Origin of the sequence: Candidatus Formimonas warabiya (assembly GCF_002777255.1) — a bacterium.
GTDB classification, from domain to species: Bacteria; Bacillota; Dehalobacteriia; order Dehalobacteriales; family Dehalobacteriaceae; genus Formimonas; species Formimonas warabiya.
Map to the genome: position 1 here is coordinate 5,107,829 of NZ_CP017634.1, position 18,976 is coordinate 5,126,804.

The 18,976-nt window shown below is 48.1% G+C and carries 19 protein-coding genes; 12 read left to right on the forward strand and 7 right to left on the reverse strand.

What is annotated here, in order from left to right; genetic code table 11:
* Positions 1-95: 95 nt before the first annotated feature.
* From DCMF_RS23210 to DCMF_RS23220, 3 genes are all read right to left on the reverse strand, one after another.
* Entirely contained in the window at positions 96-464 is a 369-nt protein-coding gene (locus DCMF_RS23210) for a metal-dependent transcriptional regulator (protein WP_148136626.1), read from the reverse strand.
* 161 nt (positions 465-625) lie between these two features.
* The gene (locus DCMF_RS23215; protein WP_148136627.1) at positions 626-1,372 is read right to left on the reverse strand and encodes a 2-phosphosulfolactate phosphatase; all 747 of its coding nucleotides are present in this window, start codon (positions 1,370-1,372) and stop codon (positions 626-628) included.
* Positions 1,373-1,473: 101 nt separating this feature from the next.
* Complete coding sequence (locus tag DCMF_RS23220; RefSeq protein WP_148136628.1) at positions 1,474-2,148, reverse strand: Crp/Fnr family transcriptional regulator; 675 nt, start codon at positions 2,146-2,148, stop codon at positions 1,474-1,476.
* Positions 2,149-2,255: 107 nt separating this feature from the next.
* On the opposite strand from DCMF_RS23220, the gene DCMF_RS23225 reads away from it, so the two are divergent.
* Positions 2,256-2,993, forward strand: a complete 738-nt coding sequence (locus DCMF_RS23225; protein WP_148136629.1) for an ATP-binding protein — start codon at positions 2,256-2,258, stop codon at positions 2,991-2,993.
* A gap of 473 nt (positions 2,994-3,466) precedes the next feature.
* Entirely contained in the window at positions 3,467-4,885 is a 1,419-nt protein-coding gene (ltrA, locus tag DCMF_RS23235) for a group II intron reverse transcriptase/maturase (RefSeq protein ID WP_148136630.1), read from the forward strand.
* 134 nt (positions 4,886-5,019) lie between these two features.
* Here the strand turns inward: ltrA and tatC are convergent, their stop codons facing one another.
* On the reverse strand, positions 5,020-5,760 hold the full coding sequence (gene tatC, locus DCMF_RS23240) for a twin-arginine translocase subunit TatC (protein WP_148136631.1): 741 nt from the start codon (positions 5,758-5,760) through the stop codon (positions 5,020-5,022).
* A gap of 263 nt (positions 5,761-6,023) precedes the next feature.
* Between tatC and DCMF_RS23245 the strand changes: the two genes are divergently transcribed.
* The 5 genes from DCMF_RS23245 (at position 6,024) to DCMF_RS29390 (ending at position 9,766) form a co-directional block, all read left to right on the forward strand.
* On the forward strand, positions 6,024-6,782 hold the full coding sequence (locus DCMF_RS23245; RefSeq protein WP_148136632.1) for a GntR family transcriptional regulator: 759 nt from the start codon (positions 6,024-6,026) through the stop codon (positions 6,780-6,782).
* 17 nt (positions 6,783-6,799) lie between these two features.
* Positions 6,800-7,465: a cobalamin B12-binding domain-containing protein gene (locus DCMF_RS23250; RefSeq protein ID WP_148136633.1), complete on the forward strand. Its 666-nt coding sequence runs from the start codon at positions 6,800-6,802 to the stop codon at positions 7,463-7,465.
* Between the two features lie 251 nt (positions 7,466-7,716).
* The gene (locus DCMF_RS23255) at positions 7,717-8,352 is read left to right on the forward strand and encodes a cobalamin B12-binding domain-containing protein (protein WP_148136634.1); all 636 of its coding nucleotides are present in this window, start codon (positions 7,717-7,719) and stop codon (positions 8,350-8,352) included.
* A gap of 1 nt (position 8,353) precedes the next feature.
* Complete coding sequence (locus DCMF_RS23260) at positions 8,354-9,598, forward strand: uroporphyrinogen decarboxylase family protein (RefSeq protein WP_148136635.1); 1,245 nt, start codon at positions 8,354-8,356, stop codon at positions 9,596-9,598.
* 9 nt (positions 9,599-9,607) lie between these two features.
* Positions 9,608-9,766 (forward strand): hypothetical protein, encoded by a 159-nt coding sequence (locus DCMF_RS29390; RefSeq protein ID WP_214658839.1) that lies wholly within the window; start codon positions 9,608-9,610, stop codon positions 9,764-9,766.
* 27 nt (positions 9,767-9,793) lie between these two features.
* Here DCMF_RS29390 and DCMF_RS23265 read toward each other — a convergent pair whose 3' ends face one another.
* From DCMF_RS23265 to DCMF_RS23275, 3 genes are all read right to left on the reverse strand, one after another.
* Positions 9,794-10,009, reverse strand: a complete 216-nt coding sequence (locus tag DCMF_RS23265; RefSeq protein WP_148136636.1) for a Sec-independent protein translocase subunit TatA/TatB — start codon at positions 10,007-10,009, stop codon at positions 9,794-9,796.
* Positions 10,010-10,038: 29 nt separating this feature from the next.
* Positions 10,039-10,236, reverse strand: coding sequence for a twin-arginine translocase TatA/TatE family subunit (gene tatA, locus DCMF_RS23270; RefSeq protein WP_148136637.1), 198 nt, complete (start codon positions 10,234-10,236; stop codon positions 10,039-10,041).
* A 223-nt stretch (positions 10,237-10,459) separates the two neighbouring features.
* Positions 10,460-11,008 carry a pyruvate kinase alpha/beta domain-containing protein gene (locus DCMF_RS23275; RefSeq protein ID WP_148136638.1) on the reverse strand — a complete coding sequence of 183 codons (549 nt, stop codon included), beginning with the start codon at positions 11,006-11,008 and terminating at the stop codon, positions 10,460-10,462.
* A 369-nt stretch (positions 11,009-11,377) separates the two neighbouring features.
* On the opposite strand from DCMF_RS23275, the gene fbp reads away from it, so the two are divergent.
* The 5 genes from fbp (at position 11,378) to DCMF_RS23300 (ending at position 18,945) form a co-directional block, all read left to right on the forward strand.
* Complete coding sequence (gene fbp / locus DCMF_RS23280; protein ID WP_148136639.1) at positions 11,378-12,466, forward strand: fructose-1,6-bisphosphate aldolase/phosphatase; 1,089 nt, start codon at positions 11,378-11,380, stop codon at positions 12,464-12,466.
* Positions 12,467-12,710: 244 nt separating this feature from the next.
* Positions 12,711-13,277 carry a helix-turn-helix domain-containing protein gene (locus tag DCMF_RS23285; RefSeq protein WP_214658840.1) on the forward strand — a complete coding sequence of 189 codons (567 nt, stop codon included), beginning with the start codon at positions 12,711-12,713 and terminating at the stop codon, positions 13,275-13,277.
* A 29-nt stretch (positions 13,278-13,306) separates the two neighbouring features.
* Positions 13,307-15,352, forward strand: a complete 2,046-nt coding sequence (locus DCMF_RS23290) for a hydantoinase/oxoprolinase family protein (RefSeq protein ID WP_148136641.1) — start codon at positions 13,307-13,309, stop codon at positions 15,350-15,352.
* Between the two features lie 3 nt (positions 15,353-15,355).
* On the forward strand, positions 15,356-17,107 hold the full coding sequence (locus tag DCMF_RS23295; RefSeq protein ID WP_148136642.1) for a hydantoinase B/oxoprolinase family protein: 1,752 nt from the start codon (positions 15,356-15,358) through the stop codon (positions 17,105-17,107).
* A 143-nt stretch (positions 17,108-17,250) separates the two neighbouring features.
* Complete coding sequence (locus DCMF_RS23300) at positions 17,251-18,945, forward strand: ABC transporter substrate-binding protein (protein ID WP_148136643.1); 1,695 nt, start codon at positions 17,251-17,253, stop codon at positions 18,943-18,945.
* Positions 18,946-18,976: the final 31 nt, after the last annotated feature.

Here is an 18,976-nt window from a genome sequence, read left to right on the forward strand (position 1 = left end):
CTAAATAAATTTGGAGCTACCAATTATAGATAGCTCCAACCAGCTCAGAAAAAAACATTTTCAGATTTAGTGTCAACACATTTGTTATCTGGCCATCACTTATGCTTATGGATATGCTCTTTCAGTTTTGCAAAGCTTTGCTCGCTAATCACATGCTCAATGGCGCAGGCATCCTCTTTGGCCACTTTTTCATCAACGCCAAGGGCAACCAAACATTTGGTCAGCACCAGATGCCGTTCATAAATTCTTTCCGCAATTTTAAGTCCTTTATCTGTTAAAGAAATGTAGCCGAATTCGTCCATGGTGATATAGTTGTTTTCTCTAAAGTGCTTCATCGCCACACTAACACTTGGTTTCGTAAAATTCATTTCATTGACGATATCAATGGAACGGACTTGCCCAAGCCGATTTTTTAATATGAGAATTGTTTCCAAATAGTTTTCCGCGGATTCTTTGATTCTCATCGGATCCCTCCAAATGGTTAAACATAACCAATTTAACCTGACTAACTTGGCGTAAGTCTCCCGCCTCTTTAGGCGGGAGTCCAACGCCAACTAAGTCATGCATTTGCAGTTCTAAAATTCAGATGGAGTAAAAGAATCTCCATCTGAATTAAGAACTTGCTTCAATATATCATAAGCCCTTTGGTAGTGTCCATGATTTTGATTACGCCCTTTTGCCAAACGGGCACAATGGGGTAAAAATCTTCCCGGGTACAGAATTCGATATCCTCTTTTAATCCTAAAGCCAATAAGCGTTTGCCGTGATACGTCTGAAATAACCCTTCCGCTAAATGATGCTGGTGCTTTTCATAAATATGCCGGGTCATTAAGGCACTATCGGAAATAAGAATTTCCGGGTTTCCCCGGGATACTTTATGCACAATGCACCCGGCGGCCAGGATATCGTCATAAGAAAATTTTCCCCCTGTTCCGGCACAGGCCAGAATGACATCATCTGTTTGTTGGGTCAATTCCCGGGCGACAGCACCGCTGTTGAGCAGGCTTCCCACCAGGAGTAATTTTGCCCCTGCCGCATTTAAGAATGCTTTCGTGCCATTGGTGGTAGTCATGATAATGATCTTTCCCGCCACCTTTTCCGGGGGATAGTCAAAAGGAGAATTTCCCAGGTGGAATCCGGGAATGATTTTTGCTTTCCTTTCTCCCCCCAGCAGGCAAGGCTTTTCCCCGGCACAGCCTAATATTTGAAAGGCTTCCTCTGGGGTCAGACAGGGGATGATTTCTTGGGCCCCGTTGGCCAAAGCGGTGACCATGGTGCTGGTGGCCCGCAGGACATCAATCACGACTACCGCATGGTTGGTGACCATTTGCGGTGTAATGCTGTCTCCCGTAAAAGTAACTTCAATTTTCATATAGGATTTTACCTCTCCTGTTAAATCTTCTCATAGGCTTTTATAACCTGTAAAAAGCTTTCCCGAGACCCTGATCCCGGAAAGCCTTTTGGGCTTTTTTATTAGAGAAATTCTTCCAACTGTTTGGGGTTGGGGATTTCGATCCGGTTTTTTTTAAAGCGAATTAATCCTTCGTCCCGCATTTTCATGAACTCCCGGGACAAAGAGGGGCGCTGGATGCCCATGTGTTCGGCAAGAGCTTCCTTGGATAGGTCCAATTGAATGACCAGGCTCTTTTGCTTTTTATGCTCTTCCAGGAGAAAGTGACATATTTTCTGCCGAATGGTGCCCAGGGATAGTTGCTTGATTTTCTGGTTTAACAGTAGAATTCTTTCCGATAAAAGTTCCATAAAGTTTTCCAGGGCCCGGGGATATTGGCTGCACAAGGCAACGATGGTTTCCCGCTGCACGAACAGAATCCGGGCCGGCGTGCGGCTGATAACGGTACCGGGGTACTGATGGTGCTGGGAAAAAATAATGGCTTCGCCAAAAATATTTCCCTGCCGAAATTGGGCCACTGTGACCGTTTTGCCGGAAGAATATATTTTTTGGATTTCGATTTTACCGGCCAATAAGATACCGAGAGCGGAGCAATTATCCCCCTCTACCGCAATCACCGCATCAGCCGGATAATCAACAATGCGGTTTCTGGGGCTTTTCATCATTTCCTCAATTTCCCCTATGCCCATATTTCGAAAAAGGAGGCAGTTTTGCAGAACAGAAAGATATTGTTCCATATCACCGGTTCCTTCAAAAAAATTTTTCTGTGTAACATTTGTTACATATTCCTATTTTAATATGTTTTAGAATCAAATTAAAGAATAAACGAAGGAGGAATACAAAAATGAAAAGAAAAATTGTTCATATTGACCAGGAAAAATGCACCGGGTGTGGTTTGTGTGTCAATGCCTGCCATGAAGGTGCTATTGAATTGGTAGACGGCAAGGCAAAACTAATCAGTGATATCTACTGTGACGGCTTGGGCGACTGCCTGCCCGCCTGTCCCGCCGATGCCATCCAGATTGTGGAGCGGGAGGCCGGTGCCTACAGCGAAGAGGCCGTTGAAGCCTTAAGAGTGAAAAAGGACGCGGTGGCCCCGGCCCCTACCTTGCCCTGCGGATGTCCGGGAACCATGGCAAAAAAGATTACCAGAGAAAAAACCGGGGTACCCCATGCCGAGACCGTAAAAGAATCAGCAAAACCGGATGAAAAAATTCCTTCCGAGTTGGCTCAATGGCCGGTCCAGTTGAAGCTGGTTAACCCGAAGGCAGATTATTTTAAAGGGGCCGACCTGTTGGTGGCGGCGGATTGCACGGCCTTTGCCTACGGGGACTTCCACCGGGACTTTATCAAAGGGCATACCACGGTGATTGGCTGTCCCAAACTGGATGACAACGAATTCTACAAGGAAAAACTGACGGAAATCCTTTCTGCAAATGAGATTAAGAGCATTACCGTAGTGAGAATGGAAGTGCCTTGCTGCAGCGGCATTGTCAATGCGGTAAAGGAAGCTATGCTGAGATCCAAAACCATCGTACCTTATCGGGAAGTGGTCGTGGGGATTGACGGCACCGTGAAATAAGTTTTATTCTCGAGGTTTCACCACGATTTAAGGGGGTGTAACGAAACTTTCGTTTTGTTACACCCCCTTCATGTGCGCCACGCATGACGCGTAACTAGGCGGTGAAAGTCCGCTATGGGGGCTGGCAGTTGCCAACCATTAGCCAATGGCAAGGGTGTCCTTCGCGAGGAGGAATCTGAAGGAAGCCTACGGCAAAGTTCCGACCCGAGGAACACGAATCGTATCAGGCATCCGAAGTGGGATGAGTCTGCATGACAAGACAAATCCAATAAACTGCACGGACACGGGGATGTAAATACGGCGGGTACATGGGATGAAAGTTACGTGTCTTACCGTGGGAGGTCTCACGGACGCATGGAACGAGTTAGCGAAATGCGGTTGAAACAAGATTTACCGTGAGAAGTCAGCAGATACCATAGTAGTAACGCAGTCGACGGCGTTATGAAGGGTTGAACCTAAGGAGGTGTTAGTCAATGAATGTTACCAAGGTCGGGATAAAAGAAAGCAGAATACCTTGCTGTGGCAAGGGCTGCTCGCAAAGAGATAGTGCGGAACACGAAGGGTATGCGGGAGCGCTCACCGACAGGAGGATAACTGAAAACAACAACACCAATGCCGACAGTGAAGAGAACGGACTTTTAGAGAGAATTTTAAACCGAGACAACCTCAACAAAGCATACAAGCAGGTTAAGAGAAACAAAGGCGCACACGGAGTCGATGGGATGGAAGTGGAGCATATTTCGCAATATCTCAAAGACAATGGAGAGGAACTCGTAAAGTTGGTTCTGGACGGAAAATATCGTCCTAATCCAGTCCGAAGAGTAGAAATACCCAAGGACAAGGGAAAAATGCGGACGTTGGGGATACCAACAGCAGTAGACAGAGTGCTGCAGCAGGCAATCGCACAAGTACTGTTACCCATCTTCGAACCCCAATTTGCAGAAACTAGCTACGGCTTCAGGCCGAAGAGAAGTGCTCATGACGCGCTGAGGAAGTGTAAGGAATACGCGAACGAAGGGTATACCTACGTTGTAGATATGGACCTAGAGAAGTTTTTCGATACGGTAAACCAATCGAAAATGATTGAGATACTGTCAAGGACAATCAGAGATGGTAGAGTCATATCCCTAATACATAAGTATCTCACGGCAGGAGCAGTAAACAGAGGGAGATTCGAGGAGACAGAACTTGGTCTCGTTCAGGGCGGAAACGTCAGTCCCTTATGTAGTAACATCATGCTGAATGGACTTGACCATGAACTGGAACGTAGAGGAATCAGATTTGTCAGATATGCGGATGATGTGCAACTCTTTGCAAAGACGAAAAGGTCAGCGCAAAGGATGCTGGAGCACATCCTACCTTTCATTGAGGACAAACTGCTTCTAAGGGTGAACAGAGAGAAAACGGTGGTTGCCTATATCGGCAAAGTTAAATTCCTAGGATACGGATTCTATCCATCAAAAGATGGAATCAAACTTCGTGTCCATGCTAAGAGCATCAGTAAGATGAAAGCAAAAGTAAAAGAGATCACGTCTAGAAGTAACGGACTCGGATACGAACTACTGAAACTTAAATTAAAACAATTCATAACGGGGTGGGTAAATTATTTCAAACTCGCGGATATGAAGAAGATGCTTGGGGCAACCGATAAATGGCTGAGAAGGAGAATTCGCATGTATATCTGGAAACAGTGGAAGAAAATCCGCACCAGATATGCAATGCTGAAGAAACTCGGACTCAACCATGACAATGCCATTAAGTTTGCGTGCACAAGAAAAGGCTACTGGCGGATCGCCAATAGCCACATTCTAAATGTCACCGTAACCGATGCCCGCCTCAGACAGGCAGGTTACGTATTTTTCTCGGATTACTTAAAATCTGTCCAGGTGTAAACTTGGGAACCGCCACTTGCGGAACCGCTTGAGTGGTGGTGTGAGAGGTCGGCTACTCAAATAATGGGTAGCCTCCTACTCGATTTATGATCCAAAAATTATCCTGACTGAACCGATGGCCCCCTCACAGGTGTTTACGATTTCTCCGGATGGGCCGGTACTTGTTTTTTCCGTGCCAGCCGGGAAATAAGGATAGAGATTTCATAAAGTAAAACCATGGGCAAAGCCATGAGGCACTGGGTCACCACATCCGGGGTAGGCGTTATAACTGCGGCAATGATAAAAATCAGCACAATGGCATATTTTCTTTTTTTCGCCATGGTTTTATACGTAATCAGGCCGATTCTTGTCAGTACAAAGGACAACAAAGGCAACTGGAAAACAAAACCGAAGGGAAGGAGTACACCGATGATAAATCCCAGGTACTTGGAGGCGCCCAGCATGGGGATAAAGCCCGACCCGGCGGTCATAATGAGAAACTTTAAGGCTACGCCTAAAACAAAGTAATAGGAAAAAGCCATGCCGGCGACAAATAAGATTAAAGAAGGGGGCACGATGAGAAGGAGATATTTTTTCTCATGGGTATGCAAGGCCGGGAGAACAAATTTCCAGATCTCCCAGAGGATCACAGGCAGGGAAAACAGGATCCCGGCAAAACAGCTGGCCTTGATCTTCACCATAAACCCTTCAAAAGGAGTTGTCATGACCAGTTTCAGGTCCATTTCCCGCAAAGGAGCGGTGAGAAAATCAAAAATCCGGTCCTGAAAGCCAAAATAAGCCGCGGTAGAGATGATCAGCCAGGCGGCTAAGGAAATAATCAATGTTTTGCGCAGGTCATTTAAATGCTCGTAAATGGTCATAGGTTTGTCAGTCAAGTTCATCTCTCCTTGTAGGGACTGGTTGCATCCCTCTCTTTAACATTATAGTCTCCGGTTAAATGAATGGCAAGATAGTGAAATCCACTCTGCCTTGGTATCCCTCTAGGTGAAGTATTTGCTCCAGACCTGGCAGGTATCCTGTGCTTTATCCCCGGTAAAATTCCAGGTGAATTCGAGATATGTAGCCGGGAAGATTGAAACCTGTATGGGGGTATGATAAACTAGTTGTATATACAATAAAACAACAAAGGTGTGCGCACATGCAGGATGAAACAATAGTTGATAAAAGTTCTATTATCCCTATTTACTACCAATTATTTAAGTATGTAGAGAATCAAATCCGCACTGGGGAGCTGAAACCGGGGGATGCTTTGCCCACCGAGATGGAGCTTTCAGAACGTTTTGATATCAGCCGGATGACCGTGCGCCGGGCCATCCTGGAACTGGTTACGGCAGGTATGGTTTATACGCAGAAAGGAAAAGGAACCTTTGTGGCCAAGCCCCGTCTGGATAATGTGGTTTTCGACCTGAATAATTTTTACGATGAAATCAGGCAAAAGGGCATGAAACCCTATTCAGAGCTTCTGGAAACAAAGATCATCAAGGCGGACGAGAAGCTGGCCAAAAGGCTGGGCATCGCTGTCGATACCAGATGCTTACTTTTTCGGGTAGTGATCTTTGCCGACGGTGAGCCGCTGGCCTATGAGACCCGCTATACAGTATATACCAAAAGTACACCTATTCTGGAATCGGAACTGAAGGATCCCTCCCTGTCCAATCTGGCTGCCGCCCACAGCGATACCGTACCGACCCGGTCCAAGAAGGTACTCATGGCATCTCATACCATTAATGAAGAATCAAAAGTACTTGGCGTCAAGCCGGGAACGCCGGTATTTCTCATGATTCAAACCATTTATGATGGGGACAATCACATTATTGCCTGGGGAAAAGCGATCTTTCGGGGCGACCGGTACAAACTGGTCAGTTATGAAGGATGGAATACGGAGGATATTAAATAGCCGGAGGGGGTTTCGTGATGAGTGATGTCTTGATCAACGCCATGGCGAATCTGGAAGAGGAAAAGACCCTGGCCCTTGTAAGGGAAAGAATGCAAAGCGGGGAGTCCGCTCTGGAAATCGTCGAGCAGTGCCGAAAGGGAGTAGAGCTGGTAGGCAAGCGGTATCATCAAGGCAGTTACTTTCTTTCCGACCTGGTGATGTCGGAAGCGATTTTTCAAGAAGTGATGAAACTGGTCGAACCCTGTTTTCCCGTGGCAGCCGACAGTATTGATCAGGATCAAGCCCCAAGGGTTGTGATGGGAACCATTGAGGGAGATATTCACGATCTGGGCAAAAATATTGTCATCTATATCTTAAGAGCGGCCGGTTATCAGGTCTGCGATTTGGGCGTTGATGTGCCGGCGGAAAGGTTTATCACCGCCCTTAAAGAGACCGGGGCCACCATCCTGGGCGTATGTGTCGTTCTGAACTTTTGCATCGAACCGGTGAAACGGCTCATTGATCTCCTGCGGGAGCAAGGGTTGAAAAATTACGTGCATGTGATCATTGGGGGCAGCCCGGTGGATGTATTTGTCAAGGATTATACCGGTGCCGATTATTATTGCAATAATGCGGTTACTGTACTGGAGATCTTTGATCAGATTTCTGGGGTGACCCGGATTCTGCCCTCCCATCAGCGATAGATCGTTTCTCGAAGGGAAAATTGTCAAATAACATCAAAATATGATTTAAAAAAATAGTTGACGGGATAAATTCATCTATTTTATAATTTAGGAGAAGATGTATAGACAACATAACAAAAATACATATATACACAATGATTTTAAAATCAGAGGGAAGGACCAAATTATTTTAGAAAGGGGTGATATATTCAGAGCCGGTACGACACTCGTTTTTGGGCAAACTCAAAATCTATCTGAATGGAGGAGCTTGTATGTCAAATAGTCTGGTAAATGCCATCGTTGAAATGAAGGACGGTGAAGCGTTAAAGCTGGTAGAGGAAATGTTGGCAAAGGGAGCAGATGTCAATGAGATTCTTTCCAGCTGCCAAGAGGCGATGGGAATCGTCGGCCAAAGATTTGAAAAACAAGTCTATTTTCTTCCTGAACTGATTATGGGCGGCGAAATTCTGAAAAGCATCACCCGGATGGTGAAGCCGAAGATGCAGGAAGTATCCGCCGAAGACAAAAACCGGGGCAAAATCGTATTTGGCACCGTGGCCGGTGATATTCATGATATCGGCAAAGACATTGTCATTTTTATGCTGGAAGTAAACGGTTTTGAAGTGATTGATCTCGGGGTGGACGTGCCTATCGAAAAATTTGTGGAAAAAATAAAAGAAGTGAACCCGGACATTGTAGGATTAAGCGGCTTTTTGACCATTACCTTCGACACCATGAAAGAAACCGTGGCGGCCATCGCAGGGGCTGGATACCGGGATAAGGTGAAAATCATGGTCGGCGGGGGAACCGTGACGGAAGATATCAAAGATTATGCCGGCGCGGACGGTTATGGGGAAAACGCCATGGATGCCGTAATCCTAGCGCAAAAATGGATGGGGGTGGAATAAAATGACCCAGGCTGCTGCGGAAAGAAAACAAAGGGTGGCGGATATCATTGCCTTAAAAGCGCCGAACCGGGTGCCGGTTTTTCTGCAAATCAACTATTTGGCGGCCAAATATAGCGGATTGACCTATCGAGACGCCTATTACAAACAGGACCAATGGCTGGAAGCTTTCGAGAAGTTCATTCTGGACTATACGCCGGAAATGTTCTTATCAGGGGATGCTCCGGTGATTACCCCCGGCCCCATCCATGATCTCTGGGGCACAGTGCAAATGAAGTGGCCGGGACATGAAATAGGCGTCAATGCCAGCCACCAGTTTGTGGAAGGAGAGTATATGAAGCAGGAGGAGTATGACCTTCTGCTCGATGACCCTGCCGATTTTTTGATCCGGGTTTATACACCCCGGGTGTACAAGAATTTAGCAGGATTAAGCATGCTGCCTCCCTTGAAAGTGTTTGTGCTGGGCTGCTACGGCGGGGGATTCATCGCCGGCGCATTGGCCCAGCCCCAGGTGACGGAGGCTTTGGAAGTGATGCTCAAAGCGTCTAAGATTGGGGCGGAATGGGGCATGAAATTTGCCGAATTTCATCAGCGCATGGACCAGATGGGTTTTCTTCCTTCCCACACGGCACCGGTGATCATCCCCTTTGATGTTATTTCCGACCTGCTCAGAGGGATGCGAGGGGCGATGATGGATATGTTCCAGGTTCCCGACAAGCTGATCGCCGCCCAGGAAAAACTTTTGCCCTTGTTGCTTGGGGCCGCGATTCAGGGAGCCAAGGCAAGCGGCAACCCCCGGGTGTTTATCCCCCTGCACCGGGGCGCAGACGGTTTTATGTCGCCCAAACAGTTCGAAAAGTTTTATTGGCCCTTCCTGAAGAAAATTCTCCTTGGCCTAATTGAAGAGGATCTGACGCCCATCCCCTTCTTCGAGGGAGTTTACGATCAACGGCTGGAATATTTACAGGAACTGCCCAAAGGAAAAATTCTCGGCTGGTTTGACCGTTCCAATATGGTCCGGGTCAAAGAAATGCTGAAAGACACCATGGCGATCACGGGAGGGATGCCGGCATCCCTGCTGCAGACGGGAACGCCGGAATCCGTGAAAGAATATACCAAGAAATTGATTGACACGGTGGGGAAAGATGGGGGATATATGATGAACTCCAGTACGGTTTTGGATGAAGCCAAACCGGAACTGGTCAAAGTATGGGTAGATTTTACCCGGGAATATGGGGTCTACCGGTAGAGGATTACCGTGATGTGTATGGAGGCCGGTCTGGACAGCCTGATCATGGACCCCAATGATGATCGCCTCATGGCGCTGATTATTGGGGCCCAGGCCCTGTTAAATAAGGATCCCTATTGTGCACGCTACCTGAAAGCATTCAGGCAGAATATGTTCGAAGTAAAATAAAGCAAAAAATGCGCCGTTAGGGCGCATTTAGTCTTTCGTATCTTCCTTATCTTCTTTTTTCTCCTCTTTTTTGGGTTCGTCCAGTACGCTGTTAAATTGCGTACTGATTTCCTGGGTAGCCCGTCTAAACTCGCGGATACCGCTGCCCAGGGTCCGGCCTAGTTCGGGAATTTTGCTGGGGCCGAATATAACCAGAGCCAGGATCAGAACCAGGATTAACTCTGATGGGCCAATGTTAAACACAGGCAGCACCTCGCTTCCAAATCTCTGTTTTATGAATTATTTTTGGGTGTGGTTCCCTGCTCGTGTTCATCTTCCTTGGAAGCAGCGCGAAATTCACGGAGACTCTGGCCAATAGCCTTGCCCACTCCGGGCAGTTTCCCTGCACCGAAGACGACCAAGGCCAAAGCAAGAATTAAAACCAGTTCCATGGGGCCAAGGGTAGGTAACAAACCCAAAATAGACTGCATGATCATTGTTTCTCCCTTCTTTCTTTTGAAAAGGTATGATGATAACATCCTTATGGAAAAAGCTAAAAATTGGGTTCTTCCCATACCTGATACTTAAAAGCATTCAGTGAAAGAGCGATTTTTCGATGAATGGTTATACTGTAAGTATAACCAAAGATAAAAGAAATTGAAAGGCTGTACAGTTGGTAAATATAAATAATATTTGAGATGGTCGTAAAACGACTTAATGTCCCCTGGGCATGCAAAGGATTTCTTTCACATTGGTATCAAAAATGTAGGCGGAATGGGCGGGGGTAAGCACCATGGCGGTGTCGGCGCCAAAACCTGTTCCTCCCACGACCACGACTTCCTCTCCGAAAGGAATCAACCCGGCGTCCAACGCCATTACAGCCACCTCAATACAGACTTTTACACCCTGGCCGAACATGCGTAAGGTACCGGCAATAATTTCCGCGGGATAAATTCCCTGGAATTTAAAACGCAGCGCTCTGTCCACACCTGCCAGAAGGTGGGTGGTGGTAAGAATCTTTACTCCTTGTCGCTGTAATGCTTCACGCATTTCCTGTGACATTTCGTCTTCTCCGGGCTTGCTATAGCCTACCTGGTGGGTGACGCAAATAATATTTAGGCCACATCCCAAAAACTTCTCCGCTGTTTCCCCGGAGCATGAGGCGACGACCACATGCTTGATGTTCAATTCCTGAGCCCTTTTTACAGCGATTTCTATCGTTTCCTGAGTATTCTGCTTTCCTTTTTTTTCAAATAGTTTCATGAAAAAGCCTCCTTTAAAGGTTAGGGGACACACCTCATCCAAGAAACAAGAAACAAGATGCAAGAAGCCAGAAGGAAGAAAGGAAGCTAGAATCAGGAAAGAAGGACAAACATCTTGCCTCTTGCCTCTTACCTCTTGACTCTTGTATCGAGGAAAGTCCCCAATTTACGCGCTAAATCCGGCGCAGGTTTTCCCTTTCATTTTATCAAATGTCACATGGAATGTCATTCCATTCCTGAAAGATTTTGATCGATAAAATATTATACTATAATTTGTAATTTTGCAGGAAATTGTATAACACATATTGAATAAACATTAAATATAGTATAACATAATTTGTTTTTATCTAAAAAGGAGGCTAATGCAAATATGGGGGAGAAAGTTTCATTATCCGTAATCAAGGCTGATATCGGAGGATTTGTCGGGCATTCTACGGTTCATCCCGAGTTAGTGATAAAAGCAAAGGAAGAACTGACCAAAAGCGGTATTTTAATTGATTTTTTTGTAGGAACTGTAGGGGATGATATCAACTTAATTATGACACATACCTTGGGTGTGGATCATGGGGAAATCCACAAACTTGCTTGGAATACCTTCTTGGCCTGCACGGAAGTGGCAAAAAAATTAAAATTATACGGAGCCGGCCAAGATTTACTTTCCGACGCATTTTCCGGGAATGTGAAAGGAATGGGTCCTGGTGTGGCCGAAATGGAATTTGAGGAAAGGAAATCGGAACCGGTTATTGTCTTTATGGCGGACAAAACGGAACCGGGTGCCTGGAACCTGCCTTTATATAAAATGTTTGCGGATCCCTTTAATACCATTGGTCTGGTCATCGACCCCAAAATGCACGGCGGTTTTTTGTTTGAGGTACATGACCTGATCCATCACAAAAAAGTGATTTTTCAGTGCCCGGAAGAGATCTACGATTTGCTTGTCTTTATCGGCGCCCCGGGCCACTATTGCATTAAGTCTGTTTATACCAAGGAAGGAGAGGTTGCTGCCACCTCCAGCACCCAGCGCCTGAATTTAATGGCCGGGCGGTACATTGGGAAAGATGATCCCGTGTGCATTGTCCGGTGCCAGAACGGGCTGCCTGCGGTAGGTGAAGCTTTGGAGCCTTTTGCCTATCCTCATCTGGTCGCCGGCTGGATGAGAGGGAGCCATGTGGGTCCCTTGATGCCTGTGGCGATGAAGGATGCGGTACCTAGCCGTTTCGACGGCCCCCCGCGGGCGGTCGCTTTAGGTTTTCAGCTGGCAGACGGGAAATTGATCGGACCCCAGGATTTCTTTGCTGATGTCAGCTTTAATGAGGCGCGAAATACAGCAAATCAAATAGCCAATTACGTGCGGCGCATGGGTCCCTTTGAGCCCCACCGGCTTCCTTTGAATGAAATGGAATATACCACCTTGCCGGATGTGATGAAAAAACTGAAAGACCGGTTCCAAGAACTTTAGGCGATTGATGAACTGAACAATAACAAAACCCTCGATCCCGGGTGCTTCTCTTTAAACACCTGGGATCGGGGGTTTTTTATATATCAAAAAAAATTCACAATCTAAGCAAATATCATGAAAAAATTAGAAAAGTTTAGTAATAATTGAGCATTTATTTCACTTAAACAGAATATGATTACTACAAAAATTTTAGTCAAATAAACACCGGGCCAAATTGTAATCTCAAATGAAATGGGGAGAAAATGTGAAAAAAGAAATTGGGCAAAAAATTAAGGAATTGCGCCTGGCAAAAGAACTCACTCTGAAGGATCTCAGCGAAAAAGCCGATTTGTCCATTGGCTTTCTTTCGCAGGTGGAAAGAGGAATGGCTTCCCTTACGGTGGCGTCCCTAGAGAAAATTGCCCAAGTTTTAGAAGTAGATCTGGCTTTTTTCTTTACCCTTCCCCAAAAGCATGAGGCAAACATTATGCGCAGTTACGGACAGGAAGTCTTTTCGGTAGAAGAATCAAAGTATTTTTACCGGCTGGCCAGTGACTTGGAAGGAAAATCATTGGAGCCCGTGTTGATTCATCTTTTACCCAACCAGGGCCGGGAAGAAATTAGCCCCTATTCTCATCAAGGAGAAGAGTTTGTTTATGTCTTGGAAGGAATCTTAACTGTTTTTATGGGTGATGAAGAGTACAAGTTAAACCCGGGAGATAGTATGCACATATTTTCCTCTCTCCCCCATGAGTGGGCCAATTTTACCAAAAAACTGGTTAAAGTACTCTGCGTCCGTACACCCGGCATTTTTCAAGGAGATAAAGGTTAAGCAAAAGATTTCGTGAGGAGGAAAAGAACGTGGGAAAATATAGAGTGTCTGTGGATATCGGGGGGACCTTTACGGACCTGGTATTTTACAACATGGAAACCGGAGCATATAAAGCAGGCAAGACCTTAACCACGCCCAAAGATCTCTCTGAGGCGGTTGTGAAAGGCCTGGACAGTGAAATCGCCAGTTATGGGGATATTGATTTTTTTGTCCACGGCACCACTTCGGGGTTGAATGCCTTTCTGGAGAGAAAAGGAGTAAAGGTGGCTTTAATTACCACCAAGGGCTTCGGAGATGTTTATGAGATCGGCCGGGGCAACAGGCCCGAGATGTATGACTTTACGTACCGGAAACCCAAGCCCTTAATCGACCGCATCGACTCCTTTGAAGTGGAAGAACGGATCCTCTCCGACGGTTCCGTCAGGACCCCCCTGGCCGAAGAGAGAGTAAAAGCGATCGGGGAAAAAATCAGGGAGAAAGCCTACCTTTCTGTGGCGGTATGTTTGATCAACGCTTACGTGAATCCGGTCCATGAGGTGGCGATGGAAAGGATCCTAAGAGAAATGCTGCCCGGAGTGTCCCTTTCCCTGTCCCACCGCATCGCCCGGGAGTGGCGCGAGTATGAAAGGACCAGTACCACGGTGATTAATGCCTATATTGCTCCTATTGTGCAGCGGTATTTGAATTTCTTGGAGACCAGGATGCAGCACAAGGGATTTGAAAGAAACGTGCACATTATGCAGTCTGGGGGCGGTGTGATCACGGCGGAGATTGCCAAGGAAACCCCGATTCAGACTTTATTGTCCGGCCCTGTGGGGGGTGCCGTGGGAAATAAGTCCCTGGCCGAACTGTCCGGTTACCGGAATCTCATCGGTGTGGATATGGGGGGAACCAGTTACGATGTCAGTTTGGTGATTAACGGCCGGCCCGACGTATCCACGGAAACCCGGTTGGAAGGATTCCCCATATTGGTGCCCATGGTCAACATTTATACCATCGGGGCAGGCGGAGGGAGTATTGCCTGGATCGAGGGGGGCGGACTCCGGGTAGGTCCGGTCAGCGCCGGCTCCGACCCGGGACCGGCCTGTTACGCCGGCGGGGGTACAGAGGCCACCATTACGGATGCCAACGTGGTTTTAGGACGTATTGACCCGGAGGGATTTTTAGGCGGGAGTATGGTTCTGGATAAAGAAGCGGCCCTCCGGGTGGTGAAAAAGGTGGCCGATCAATTAAATTTGGGGATTCAGGAGACGGCGGAGGGCATCTGTAAGATTGCCGACGCCAAAATGGCGGATGCCATCCGGCAGTTAACGGTACGGAAGGGCATTGATCCGAGAGAATTTGTTTTGGTGGCCTTTGGGGGCGCCGGGCCCATGCACGCCTGTCTCACTGCGGAGGAACTGAATATTGATACCATCCTGGTGCCGGAAATGCCGGGGACTTTCTCCGCCTGGGGGATGCTCCAGTCCGACATCCGGCAAGACGCCGTGCGCACCATGAAAAGCAATGCCGATAAACTCTCTCTGGAGAAGGTGAATGAAATTTACCAGGAAATGATGGCCGAGGTTTCTGCGCTGTTGCGAAAACAGGAGATCAGCAGCGAGAAATCCGGGTACCTGAAAACTGCGGATATGCGCTATGTGGGACAGGAGTATACGGTCCGGGTGTCTTTTGCGCCCGGCCTGATCACCGCCGAGTCTATGACCGGTTTAAAGGCTTCCTTCCATGAACTGCACCAGCAAATCTACGGGCACAACAACCCGGCCGGTGATGTGGAGATTGTCAATCTCCGGCTCGTGGGCATTGGCCAGCTGGATAAAAAGTTGAAGCAAAAAGTGCTGAAACAGGTTACGGGTGCTCCTGTGCCCAGAAAAACAGGCAGGGCAGTATTCTATGGCCGGGAGTTTGATACGGCAATTTACAATCGGCAGGAACTGCATCCGGGACAAGAATTTATGGGTCCTGCCATTGTGGAAGAATTAACCGCAACCACGGTAGTACCTCCCGGCTATCACGTGACCCTGGATGAGTACGGTCATATCCTGATCCAAAAAATGCCCAAGGGAGGAAACTGAGTGATGAGAGAGTCCGTATTTTTAGAAAACCCCATTACCACGGAAATTATCCGAAATGCCTTTTCCTCAGCGGCCAATGAGATGTGCGAAAGCCTTTTCCGCAGCGCCTATACGCCCATCATTTATGAGATGAAAGACTGTGCCGTCGCTCTTTTCAACGACAAACTGGAGGCCTTGGGACAGTCTTTAGGGGTACCCCTTTTCTTGGGCAACCTGGAGGAGACGATTAAGCTGACCATCGACTATTACGGCGGGGTAGATTACTTCCAGGACGGGGACATTTATATTTTAAACGATGCCTATTGGACCGGCACCCACTTAAACGACATCACCGTTTTTGCCCCTATTTTTTATCACGGGCAGCTGGTCGGTTTTTCTGCCAACCGGGCTCACTGGCTGGATGTGGGGGCCAAAGATCCGGGGGCGCCCATGGATTCCACGGTCATCTACCAGGAAGGGATCAGGCTGGGCCCCCTGAAAATTATGGACCGGGGTGTTTTATGCCAGGCTCTGGTAGATACCATCTGTCTCAACAGCCGTTTCCCTAAAAACGCCCGGGGAGACCTGAACGGCCAGATTGCCGCCTGTAAGACAGGGGAAAAGCGGTTTATCGCCCTCATCGACCGCTTCGGCTTAGACACCATCGGGCGGGCCTCTATCGATATCTTTCAGCAAACGGAAAATATGGAACAAGAGGTGCTCGCTAAAATACCGGAGGGCGAGTACGGGGCGGAAGGCTTTCTGGACAATGACGGGGTTGGTGATGAACCTGTGCGCATTCAAGTAAAGGTGACCATCAAGGAGGGGCAGATGTATGTAGATTTAGATGGGTCCGACAAAATCGTCAAAGGCAGCACCAACTGCGGTTTTGCCCAGACCGTATCCGCCTGCCGCATGGCCTACAAGATGATCATTCAGCCCCAGGCCCCGGTTACCGGAGGGTCTTTCAAAAGGCTCCATGTCAGCGCGCCCAAGGGGAGTATTTTTGCCGCGGAGGAGCCGGCAGCCTGTTCCTGGTATTTTTCCCACTTAGGGCTCCTGATCGATTTAATCCCCAAGGCTCTCCAGGAGGCTATTCCCGATCAGGTGGCAGGCGCCCATTACGGGGACTCCATGGTCTGCTATTTTTCCGGCCTGCACCCGGAAACCGGCGAGCTCTATATGCATGATGAACCCACTGTGGGGGGATGGGGCGGCCACGCCCGGGGGGACGGCCAGGACTGCCTGGTGAATGCCTCAAACGGGGATTTTAAGAACTTTCCCGTAGAAATTTTTGAAAACCAGTTCCCCTTACTGGTGAACCGCTACCAAATCAGACAGGACAGTGAGGGTCCGGGGCGCTACCGGGGCGGGCTGGGTGTGATCCGGGAATATGAGACGCTGGCGGAGGAGACGGCCCTTTATCTCTGGTTTGAAAGAGGCAAAATGCCTGCCTGGGGTGTGCGGGGAGGAAAGGATGCCCGGCCTCCCCAAATCACGGTTACCGGCAGCGACGGACGTATCAAGGCGGAATTTCTCAAGGTTAACGGCTATCCCCTGGGCAAAGGGTGGAAAGTAGCCATGTGCACCGGGGGCGGAGGAGGCTATGGGGATCCTTTTGAAAGAGATCCGGACCAAGTGCGGAAAGATTATCTTTGGGGCTACATTTCCCGGGAACATGCCCAAAGTGCCTATGGGGTAGTGATTAGGGAGACAGGTGCGCTGGATGAGGAGGTAACCTGCCGCCTGCGCAGCCGAGGCCGGGGTGGAATTTAAGTCAAGCAAAAGGGATTATTTTGCGTGAAAGCACCGGAAGGTTATAGAGAAAGGGAGTGTGATGCCGGAACAATTGAATCTACCGTAACTATTCATTATGGGGGAGCAGGAGGAACCATTATAAAATCCAGGGGGGAAAATTGATGAAAATTAAAACGGGTATGTACCGGAAACTCATTCTTTTGTTAACGACACTTCTGGTTTTGGTGTTGACCGCCGCCTGCGGGGATAAACAGGAAAAAACCAGCGAGCCTGCCGCCTATGTTCCCAAGCCTGAGGATTCCATGATCAGGGTCACCGGGTCCTTCCCTCTTTACACTGACCCTGGCGTAGGCAGCAATGCCATTGAGGCGGCGGCGCAAATTAATTTGTACGACGCTTTGGTTTTTGCGGATAAGACGGGGGAAATAAAACCTCACCTGGCCACCGGTTGGGAAATGTCCGAGGACGGCATGGCCTATACTTTTCATCTGCGCCAGGGGGTGAAATTCCACGACGGTTCGGAAGTAAAGGCCGATGACGTGGCCTTTAGTATGAACCGGATGCTCACGCTGGGCGAGGGGTTTGCCTATCTTTATACCCCTTATGTGAAAGAAGCTGAGGTGAAAGACGATTACACCGTTGTCTTTCATATGAAACAAACCTTTGGGCCTTTTGTGCCGGCCCTGGTCCGCATGTACGTGCTGAATAAGGATTTGGTAATGCAGCACCTGGAGACCCCCGGACCCTACGGGGATATGGGAGATTATGGGAAAAACTGGCTACTCACCAGTGATGCGGGAAGCGGTCCTTACATGATCAAAGAAATTAAACTGGAAGAATATTTGCTGGGACAAAAGTTTAATGACTATTGGAACGGGTGGGAGCCGGATGCCCCTGAGTTTTTTAAGATCCTGGGCGTCAACGATCCGGTGACGGTACGCACCTTGATGTCCCAGCGGGAATTAGAAATTGTTGACGAGTGGCAGTCTGTGGACAACATCAATGCCCTCAGCAAGATTGAAGGGATCGAAGTACCCCTCATGACTGCCGGGGCCATGGTTGATTTTGATTTGAACACCAAGAAGGCGCCCACGGATGATGTTCATTTCCGGAAAGCACTGGCTTATCTCATGGATTATGATGCGGCGACGAGTCAAATTTACCCGGGAACGAAACAGGCCGTCGGCCCGGTGGCTTCCATTTACAAAGGCCATGATCCCAGCCTCTTCCAATACAAATACAATAAAGAAAAGGCCCTGGAAGAACTGAAACAGTCCAAGTATGGGGATCAGCTGGACCAGTATCCGGTCACGGTAGCCTGGAGTTCCTCCGTGCCGGATGAAGAAAAACTATCCCTGGTTCTTCAGGCCAAAGCCGCGGAGGTGGGGATTAAGATTGATATCGTCAAGACGCCCTTTACTTCCCTAATCCAACAGGCCCAAGCCGTGGAAACCACCCCCAATGCCACCATTATGTATCCGGGGGACAGCTATGCCGAGGCCGGCGCCGTACTGAACCTGCGCTATCATTCCAGTACCTGCGGTACTTTCGTGCAGTTTGAATGGCTTCAGGATAAAGAGATTGACGCGGCCATCGAAAAATCTTTGTCCACATTGGATGAAGGGGAAAGATTCAAACAGTACGGGGAAATTCAGCAGAAATTGGTGGATCTGTGTCCCACCATTTGGGTACTGGAACTGCCGGAAAGAAGGGCTTATCAAGCAGCTTATGTGTCTTGGCCGGAAGCGGATGCCGCTAAGGACGGCACTTTAAATTGTCCCATTATGGGAAGATTCCTCTATTTCCATGATATGAAGGTGTATCCGGAAAAACGGGCCGCCTTGCAGAACAAATAACCGGTCTCTTCTTCCGGGCGGGGCTTGCCTT